This is a genomic window from Streptomyces hainanensis, assembly GCF_004348415.1.
Classification (GTDB): Bacteria; Actinomycetota; Actinomycetes; order Streptomycetales; family Streptomycetaceae; genus Streptomyces; species Streptomyces hainanensis.
On sequence record NZ_SMKI01000387.1, the window covers coordinates 1 to 7,702 of the forward strand.

8 protein-coding genes and 1 pseudogene are annotated in these 7,702 nt (G+C 75.1%); 3 read left to right on the top strand and 6 right to left on the bottom strand.

Translation table 11 applies throughout. The features are described 5' to 3' along the window. Positions 1-28: 28 nt before the first annotated feature. From E1283_RS27730 to aztA, 6 genes and pseudogenes are all read right to left on the bottom strand, one after another. The gene (locus E1283_RS27730) at positions 29-1,231 is read right to left on the bottom strand and encodes a glycosyltransferase (RefSeq protein WP_341829958.1); all 1,203 of its coding nucleotides are present in this window, start codon (positions 1,229-1,231) and stop codon (positions 29-31) included. Positions 1,232-1,362: 131 nt separating this feature from the next. Beyond that, on the bottom strand, positions 1,363-1,773 hold the full coding sequence (locus tag E1283_RS27735) for a hypothetical protein (RefSeq protein WP_132820902.1): 411 nt from the start codon (positions 1,771-1,773) through the stop codon (positions 1,363-1,365). 61 nt (positions 1,774-1,834) lie between these two features. After that, entirely contained in the window at positions 1,835-2,185 is a 351-nt protein-coding gene (locus E1283_RS27740; protein WP_132820903.1) for a VOC family protein, read from the bottom strand. A gap of 36 nt (positions 2,186-2,221) precedes the next feature. Further along, entirely contained in the window at positions 2,222-2,869 is a 648-nt protein-coding gene (locus E1283_RS27745; RefSeq protein WP_132820904.1) for a GNAT family N-acetyltransferase, read from the bottom strand. A 79-nt stretch (positions 2,870-2,948) separates the two neighbouring features. Further along, a pseudogene (locus E1283_RS27750) lies at positions 2,949-3,698 on the bottom strand (GH12 family glycosyl hydrolase domain-containing protein); the annotation flags it as partial. A gap of 70 nt (positions 3,699-3,768) precedes the next feature. After that, positions 3,769-4,587 (bottom strand): zinc ABC transporter ATP-binding protein AztA, encoded by an 819-nt coding sequence (aztA, locus tag E1283_RS27755; protein WP_132820906.1) that lies wholly within the window; start codon positions 4,585-4,587, stop codon positions 3,769-3,771. 71 nt (positions 4,588-4,658) lie between these two features. Between aztA and aztB the strand changes: the two genes are divergently transcribed. Genes aztB through aztC form a run of 3 tightly spaced genes read left to right on the top strand, consistent with a single transcriptional unit; the run spans position 4,659 to position 7,683 of the window. Next, the gene (gene aztB / locus E1283_RS27760; RefSeq protein ID WP_132820907.1) at positions 4,659-5,495 is read left to right on the top strand and encodes a zinc ABC transporter permease AztB; all 837 of its coding nucleotides are present in this window, start codon (positions 4,659-4,661) and stop codon (positions 5,493-5,495) included. Beyond that, positions 5,492-6,754, top strand: a complete 1,263-nt coding sequence (locus tag E1283_RS27765; protein ID WP_207930547.1) for a hypothetical protein — start codon at positions 5,492-5,494, stop codon at positions 6,752-6,754. The genes aztB and E1283_RS27765 overlap by 4 nt, the downstream gene beginning before the upstream one ends. Beyond that, positions 6,751-7,683: a zinc ABC transporter substrate-binding protein AztC gene (gene aztC / locus E1283_RS27770; protein WP_132820908.1), complete on the top strand. Its 933-nt coding sequence runs from the start codon at positions 6,751-6,753 to the stop codon at positions 7,681-7,683. Before E1283_RS27765 ends, aztC begins: the two co-directional genes overlap by 4 nt. The last annotated feature ends 19 nt before the right edge of the window (positions 7,684-7,702 follow it).

The window sequence follows — 7,702 nt, forward strand, 5'->3', positions numbered from 1 at the left end:
CTCCAAGCGTCCGCCCGGGGGTGGGTCGTCATCCCGCGACGAGCTTCACCAGGTCGGCGACGGCGGTCTCGATCGGGGGCAGGGTCAGCATCGCCAGCCGCGCCCGGCGGGCGTGGGCGCCGATGGCCTGGTCGGCGAGGACGTCGCGGCAGAGCGCGGCGACGGCCGCCGGCCGGGGGTCGGTGACGCGGCGGCCGAGCCCGAGTTCCTCGACGCGGCGGGCGTTGGGGTACTGGTCGCCGAACTGCGGCAGCACCACCATCGGGGTGGCGGTGCGCAGCGACTCGCGGACGCTGTTGAAGCCGCCGTGGGTGAGGAAGAGGTCGACCGACTCCAGCAGCAGCGGCTGCGGCAGCCGCTCGGCGACATGGACGTGCGGCCCCAGCGTGACCTCGGGGTCCAGCGGGACGCCGGCGGTGGCCAGGACGACCACGCAGTCGTCGAGCAACGCGACCGCCTCGGCCATCGCCCGCAGCGTGTCCGGCGCGTTCGGGTAGGGCGCGGGCGGCGGCGCGCCGTCGGCCCGCTCGTGCGACATCGGCAGCGCGGTGCCGATGGCGGCGAGGACCAGGGGCCGGTCGGTGGCGAGTTCGGCGACCCACTCGGGGAGCGCGGCGGCGCGGGTCACGTCGACGGTCTGCCGGTACGCCAGGGAGGGGCCGAGGTGCCGGGAGAAGGACAGCGAGCCCGGCACGTAGTCGACGCGCCCGTGCGGCGCGATGGACAGCGGGTCGTCGCCGGCCGGCAGGCCGAGTCGGGCGCGCGTGGCGTTGAGCGGCTCGAAGACCTCGGCGGGGTCGAGGATGTTGGTGGTCCCCGAGGGAGTGGGCAGGTGGGGCACGCCGAGCCGTTCCGCCACCAGGCAGGCGCCGAAGTCCATCCCGTCGCGCAGGATCAGGTCCGGGCGGAACTCCTCGGCGAGCGGCAGCGCGGCCGCGTAGGAGTCGGCCGCCCCGCCCAGGGCCATGCCCCGGAACATGGCGCGCATCAGGGCGGCGTGGAACCGCTCGGGGTCGCCGGGCGGGGTCTCGGGGATCGCGTCGTGGTACCGCCTGATCCAGCCGGCGGGGTCGAGCGCTCCCAGGCACGGCACCACCCGGACGTCGTCCTCCCGGAACACCGCCCGGAGCGGCGGGTCGACGAGGACCAGCACCTCGTGCCGGGCGGCGAGGGCGCGGAGCAGGGGGAGTTGGGCGCGGCCGTGGGAAGGGCTGCCGATCGTCGTGCACATGACCCGCAAGGGTGGGCCCCCTGTCGCTCTCCGGTGGGCGGGCGACCACCGTGGCACGAGGGGCCCGTGGCGAATCCGTTCTCCGCCGGAGTTCAATCCGATCGGGCGACCCCGTCAGGGGGCGGTGGCCGTCACGGCTCGCCGATGCGCATGTCGCCGCCGGCCTGGTAGACGCGGGCGTTGCCGGAGGCGGTGGCGCGCTGGTTGATGACGGGCCCGGCGGGCGGCGCGGCCGCCTCGTCGCGCAACTCGGCGAGCAGCGTGCGGAGTTCGTCCGCCACCTCGGGGTGTGCCAGCAGCAGACGCCTTATCCGGCCCTGCCACTCGGCCGCCAACTCGGCCTCCGTGTCGGCGTCGGGCGCGGCGGTCAGCTCCTCGCGGGTGGTGTCGAGCTCGGCGGTGACGGCGGCGGCGCGGTCGGGCCTGACCCGGTGCCAGAGCGCGGCCAGGCCGTCCCTGGTGCGCTGCCAGGCGTCGGTGGCCGCCAGGGTCACGATCGTCGTCCCCGCGGTGCCGGCCAACGCGGCGATCTCCGGATCCATCTGCCTTCCCCTTTCGACTTCTCCAAGCCCTACCCCGCGGCGGCCGCACGGGCCCCCCGGGTCAGCGGCGGTGACTGACCACGTTGACGACCCGCCCGTTCGGGTCCCGGACGAAGAAACGCCGCACGCCCCACGCCTCGTCCTGGAGGGGGTGGACGATCTCGGCCCCGCCGGCCAGGACGGCGGCGTGGACGGCGTCCACGTCGTCGACCTCGACGCTGAAGTCGGGGGTGACGGGCGCGGTCCGGTCCTGGGTCATGAGGCTGACCTGTGCCGTCGGCACGTCCGGCGAGGCGAGGGTGCTGATCCAGCCGAGGTCCATGACCTCCTCGAAGCCGAGGAGACCGTAGAACTCGCGGCTCTCGCCGACGGCCTCGGAGCGGATGACTGGCATGACGCGGCGCACCGCCATGGTGGCCCCCTCGGGATCGGGTGCGGTGTGTCCACCCTAGACGCCGAAGAGCGGCAGGCACGGTTCCAGGCCGGCGACGGTGACCGGCGGGCGGGTGTCGGAGGTGGCCTCCCACTCGGCGCGGGTGAGGCGGTAGCGCTGTTCGGTCACCGGCTGGTCGCGCACCGCGACCCGGGCGAGGCCGTCCGGCCGGTAGCCGGCCTTGCGGGAGACGTGCTGCGAGGCGAGGTTGTGGCTGAAGGCGCCGGAGATCGCGTCGGTGGCGCCGAGGCCGGCGAAGGCGAGGTGCAGGACGGCGTGCCGCATCTCGGTGCCGATGCCCCTGCCCTGGTGGGCACGGCCGAGCCAGGAGCCGGTGGAGACCTCGCGGAGGACGGCGAAGTCCTTGCCGCCGACGTCCTGGAGGCCGACCGGCCGGCCCTCGTGGAAGACGGTGAGGAGCAGCGACCAGTCACCCGGGGTCCACGCCCCCAGGGTGCGCCAGTGGTGTTGGAGCACCGAGCGGGCCCGCTCGGCCGGGGGCAGGTCGGTCCAGGGGAAGAGGAACGGCATCTCCTCGGGTGGGTGGATCCCCCCGGCGGCGAGCGCGCCCAGCTCGGCCAGCTCCTCCGGGTCGGGGAGGCGCAGTTCGAGCCGGGGCGTGGTCAGTCGCAGGCCGGCGAGCGGCCAGTGGTCGATGAGCATGGGCCGCATTGTGGGGCGGCGGAACGCGGTGTGGCATCCGAATTCCGCCGCCCGTGGGAAGGGCGCTGCTGGCGGTCTAGTTGACGGAGGCCGAGAACGAGGTGACGCCGAGGCCCGTGCCACCCTGCCAGGGCTCGAAGCCGGCCTGGACGCTGGTCAGGTACCAGGAGTTGGTGGCCATGCCGCGGCTGACGGCGACGTCCACGAAGTCCATGACGTCGAAGCTCCAGCTGCCGATCGCGGACGGCGCGACGAAGGAGATCACCCGGTTGGCACCGTTGCTGCCGGTCCAGACCTCCCAGCTGCGGCCGCCCACCGTCGTGGTGCCGGTCGGGGAGCCGATGGGCTGGATGGGTCCTACGCGGTTGAACCAGATCATGATCTCGGTCTGGTTGACGCCGTTGGTGCGGGGCGTCGGGTCGAGCCAGATGTCGTAGGACGCGTTGTACGTGGCGCCGCCGACGTACGTGTACGAGATGCTGCTCGGCGCGCTGCCGATGGAGCTGAGCTGGCGCGGCAGGTTGGTGCCGGGCGAGCAGTTGGCGTAGTGGCAGCCGACGTAGATCGACGGGTACGACTTGGGCGGGCCGTCGGTGGGGACGCCGCCGTCGGCCTGGGTGAGCTGGAAGCCGCTGCCGGTGACGTTGACGCACTGGGTGGCGCCGGTGCCCCAGCGGTTGTTCTGCACGGTGTAGCGGCCCTGGATGGTGGTGGTGCCGTACTGGTCGCAGATCTGGACGTCGGCCTGGGCGGCCGGCGCGGCGGTCAGCAGGGCGGCGAGCGTGCCCAGGACGGCCAGCGTCCAGCGCAGGCGCGGGCGGACTCTCATGTTGCTGCTCCCTCGATCGAGCCTGGGGTACGGGTCGAGGAGCGCTCCCATTGCGTGCCGTCGCGGGACTCTAGGGGCAACTCGGGTCGCTGACAAGCCCGTTGACGAGCCCGTTCGACGCGTTCGACACGGTGGCCGCGTTCGACGCGGTCGCGACCGACCGGGGCAGGCCCCAGGCGCGGGCCAGCGCCTCGGGGGTGAGGACGTCGGCGGGCGGTCCGGCGGCCAGCTGACGTCCGTCGGCCAGCAGCAGGCAGTGGTCGGCGCGCAGCGCCTCGTCCAGGTCGTGGGTGGCCTGGACGACGGTGACGCCGCGCTCGGACGCGGCCGCGAGAACGGCCGATATCCGGCGGCTGGCGGCGAGATCGACGCCGGCGGCCGGCTCGTCGAGCAGCAGCAGCTCGGACTCCTGCGCCAACCCCTGGGCGACCAGGGCCCGTTGGCGCTGGCCGCCGGAGAGTTCGCCCAACTGCCGGCCGGCCAGGTCGAGCAGCCCGAGCCGGTCGAGGCAGTCGCGGACGACGGCTCGGTCGTGGCGGGTGAGCGGGCGCCAGGGGCCGCGGTGGGCCCAGCGGCCCATGGTGACGGCGTCCCGGACGGTGAGCGGCAACGCGTCGGCGGCGGCGCTGCGTTGGGCGACCAGGGCCGGGCGGCCCGGGTGGTGGCGGGTGACGGTGCCGGCGGCGGGGCGCAGCACGCCGGCGACGACGCCGAGCAGCGTGGACTTGCCGGCGCCGTTGGGGCCGACGACGGCGGTGCGGCGGGCGCGCGGGAGGCGGGCGGTGAGGTCGCGCAGCGCGGGTGGGCGACGGGGGTAGCCGGCGGCGACGCCGGTGAGCCGCACCGCGTCGCGGTCGGTGTCGTGGTCGGCGTCGTGGTTGGTCGACATGACGCACCTCACTTCTCGGACTTTCCGATTAGTTGACAATCGTTTTCATTTTCATTGTAGGGTCACTAGCCATGGAGTGGTTGTCCGATCCGTTCCAGGTGTCCTTTGTGCAACGGGCGCTCTGGGGCGGGGTACTGGTCTCGATGGTCTGCGCCCTCGCCGGCACCTGGGTGGTGCTGCGCGGGATGGCGTTCCTCGGCGACGCGATGTCGCACGGGATGCTGCCCGGCGTGGCGTTGGCCTCGCTGCTCGGCGGCAGCCCGCTGGTGGGCGCCGCGCTCAGCGCCGGCGCGATGGCGGCCGGCGTCACCGCGCTCGGCCGCTCGCGCCGGCTCTCGGCCGACACGGCGATCGGGCTGCTCTTCGCCGGGATGCTGGCGGCGGGCGTGATCATCGTCTCCCACTCGCAGTCGTTCGCGGTCGACCTGACCGGGCTGCTCTTCGGCGACGTGCTGGCGGTCCGGGATCGCGAACTCGGCTATCTGGCCGTGGCGTTGGTGATCGCGGCGGTGATCGCGGCGGCCGGCCACCGGTCGTTCACGGCGCTCGCCTTCGACGCGCGCAAGGCGCGGACGCTCGGGCTGCGTCCCGGCCTCGCCCAGGCGGCGCTGCTCGGCCTGGTGACGCTGGCGATCACCGCCTCCTTCCACGTCGTCGGCACGCTGCTGGTGTTCGGGCTGCTGATCGCCCCACCGGCCGCCGCCGCGCTGTGGGTCCGGCGGATCCCGCTGATCATGCTGGTCGCCGCGCTGCTCGGCAGCGCCGCCACGGTCGCCGGGCTGCTGATCTCCTGGCACGCCGGCACGGCGGCCGGCGCCACCATCGCCGCCGTGGCCGTCGGCTGCTTCTTCCTCTCGGCGCTCGGCTCGACCGTCGCCGCACGCACGACGACCAAGGAACGGACGTGACTTCCCTCGTGAACCTCGGCAACCCCGGCAACCTCGGCGACCTCGGGACACGGAGACGGAGGCTGGCGCTGGCCGCCGCGGTGCCGCTGCTGCTGGCGGGCTGCGGCGGCGGGAGCGGGGGCGGCGACCGCCCCGGCGACGGCGACGGCGGGTCGGAGGCGCCCGAGGTGCCGCACGGCTACGTGGCCGGCGCCGAGGAGGCGGCCGAGCCGCAGCCGCGACTGGTGGTGGCGGAGGCCGGCACCGGCGCGGTGCGGGTCCTCGACCTGGCGACGGAGGACGTCACCGAGGTGGACGCGGTCGACGCCGCGGCCGGCGTCGACCGGCTGACGGGCGACGGGCGTTACGGCTACCTGGCGACGGCCGACGGCACGGTGACCGTGGTCGACGGCGGCGCCTGGACGGTCGACCACGGCGACCACGCCCACTACTACCGGGCCGAGCCGCGCACCGTCGGCGAACTGCCGGGCGGCGGCGCGCTCCTGGGCGCGCACGCGGACGTCGTCGTCACGGCGCTGACCTACGACGACGGCTCGGTGGTGCTGCTCGACCGGGAGGCGCTCGGCGCGGGCGAGATCGCCGAGGCGGCGCGGTTCGACGCGGACGCCGGGGCCGCCGCCGTCCCGTTCGAGGGCCGGGTGCTGGTGCCGGGCGCGGAGTCGGTCGCCGTGTACGACCGGGAGGGCACCCGGGTGGGCGCGCTCGACCAGCCCTGCCCCGAGCCGGCCGGCGCGGCGAGCACCCGCTACGGCGTGGTCCTGAGCTGCGCGGACGGCGCGCTGCTGGTGACGGCCGACGACGCCGAGGGCGGGGACGCCCTGGTCGGCGAGCCGATCGGCTACCCCGAGGGCACCGAACCGGCGGACCGGGCCGGCGCGTTCGGGCTGCGGCCGGGCAGCGGCACCGTGGTCGCGCCGGCCGGCGAACGCGACGTGTGGACGCTCGACCTCGCCGAGCGGGCCTGGACGCGGACCGGGACCGGGCCGGTCCTGGCGGCGGCCGCGCCGGGCGACGGGGCGACCGTCCTCGCGCTGGCCCTGGACGGAACGCTCCGCGCGTACGCCCTCGGCGGCACGGAGAAGGCGGCGGCCGCCGACCCGGTCACGGGCCCGGTGCTCGCGATCGACACCAGCCGCGCCTACGTCAACGACCCGGCGGCCGGCGTGGTCCACGAGTACGACTACGCGGACGACCTGCGGCTCGCCCGCACCCTCGATCCGGGCGTGACCCCGGACCTGCTGGTGGAGACCGGCCGATGAGGGCCAGGACGGTCGCGGCGGCCTGCCTCGCGCTCCTCCCGCTGGCCGGCTGCGCGCCGGGCGGCGACGGCGGTGGCGGTGGCGGTTCCGGCGTGGTGGTGACCACCAACATCCTGGGCGACGTCACCCGGCGGATCGTCGGGGACGAGGCCGAGGTGACCGTGCTGATGGCACCGGGCGCCGACCCGCACTCGTTCGGCGTCTCGGCCCGGCAGGCCGCCGAACTGGCCGACGCCGAGCTGCTGGTGCACAACGGGCTCGGCCTGGAGGAGGGCGTGGCCCGCCATGTGACGGCCGCCCGGGAGGCGGGCGTGACCACCCTGGCGGTGGCCGAGGAGGTGGATCCGCTGCCGTTCGGCGCCGACGTCGACGGCGAGGCGGGCGAGCCCGACCCGCACTTCTGGACCGACCCGACCCGGATGCGGACGGCCGTCGAGGCCGTCGCGGAGCTGGTGATCGCCGAGGTGGACGGCGTGGACGAGGCGGCGGTCCGGGCCAACGCCGAGGCGTACACGGCGGAGTTGGACGAGCTCGACGGCTGGATGGCGGAGCGGTTCGCGACCGTCCCCGACGACCGGCGCGCCCTGGTCACCAACCACCACGTCTTCGGCTACCTCGCGGACCGCTACGACTTCGACGTCGTCGGCGCCGTGATACCCAGCGGCACCACGCTGGCCTCGCCCAGCGCCTCGGACCTGGAGTCGCTGGCGACGGCGGTCGAGGCGGCCGGCGTGCCGGCGATCTTCGCGGACTCCTCGCAGCCCGACCGGCTGGCCCGGGTGCTGGCCGAGGAGGCCGGCCTGCGGGTCGAGGTGATCCCGCTGTTCTCGGAGTCGCTGACCGAGCCGGAAGGACCCGCCGGCAGCTACCTCGCGCTGATGCGCGCCAACGCGGACGCCATCGCCGACGGCCTCGTCGGCACGGCGTGACACCCCCCAACCCCCCACC

Bases quoted from the DNA above. Each gene is read 5' to 3' on its own strand.
- E1283_RS27745 (WP_132820904.1), bottom strand. From the start codon at position 2,869: ATGCTCATCGACCACTGGCCGCTCGCCGGCCTGCGACTGACCACGCCC.
- E1283_RS27735 (WP_132820902.1), bottom strand. From the start codon at position 1,773: ATGGATCCGGAGATCGCCGCGTTGGCCGGCACCGCGGGGACGACGATC.
- aztB (WP_132820907.1), top strand. From the start codon at position 4,659: ATGGAGTGGTTGTCCGATCCGTTCCAGGTGTCCTTTGTGCAACGGGCG.
- aztA (WP_132820906.1), bottom strand. From the start codon at position 4,587: ATGTCGACCAACCACGACGCCGACCACGACACCGACCGCGACGCGGTG.
- E1283_RS27730 (WP_341829958.1), bottom strand. From the start codon at position 1,231: ATGTGCACGACGATCGGCAGCCCTTCCCACGGCCGCGCCCAACTCCCC.
- aztC (WP_132820908.1), top strand. From the start codon at position 6,751: ATGAGGGCCAGGACGGTCGCGGCGGCCTGCCTCGCGCTCCTCCCGCTG.
- E1283_RS27740 (WP_132820903.1), bottom strand. From the start codon at position 2,185: ATGGCGGTGCGCCGCGTCATGCCAGTCATCCGCTCCGAGGCCGTCGGC.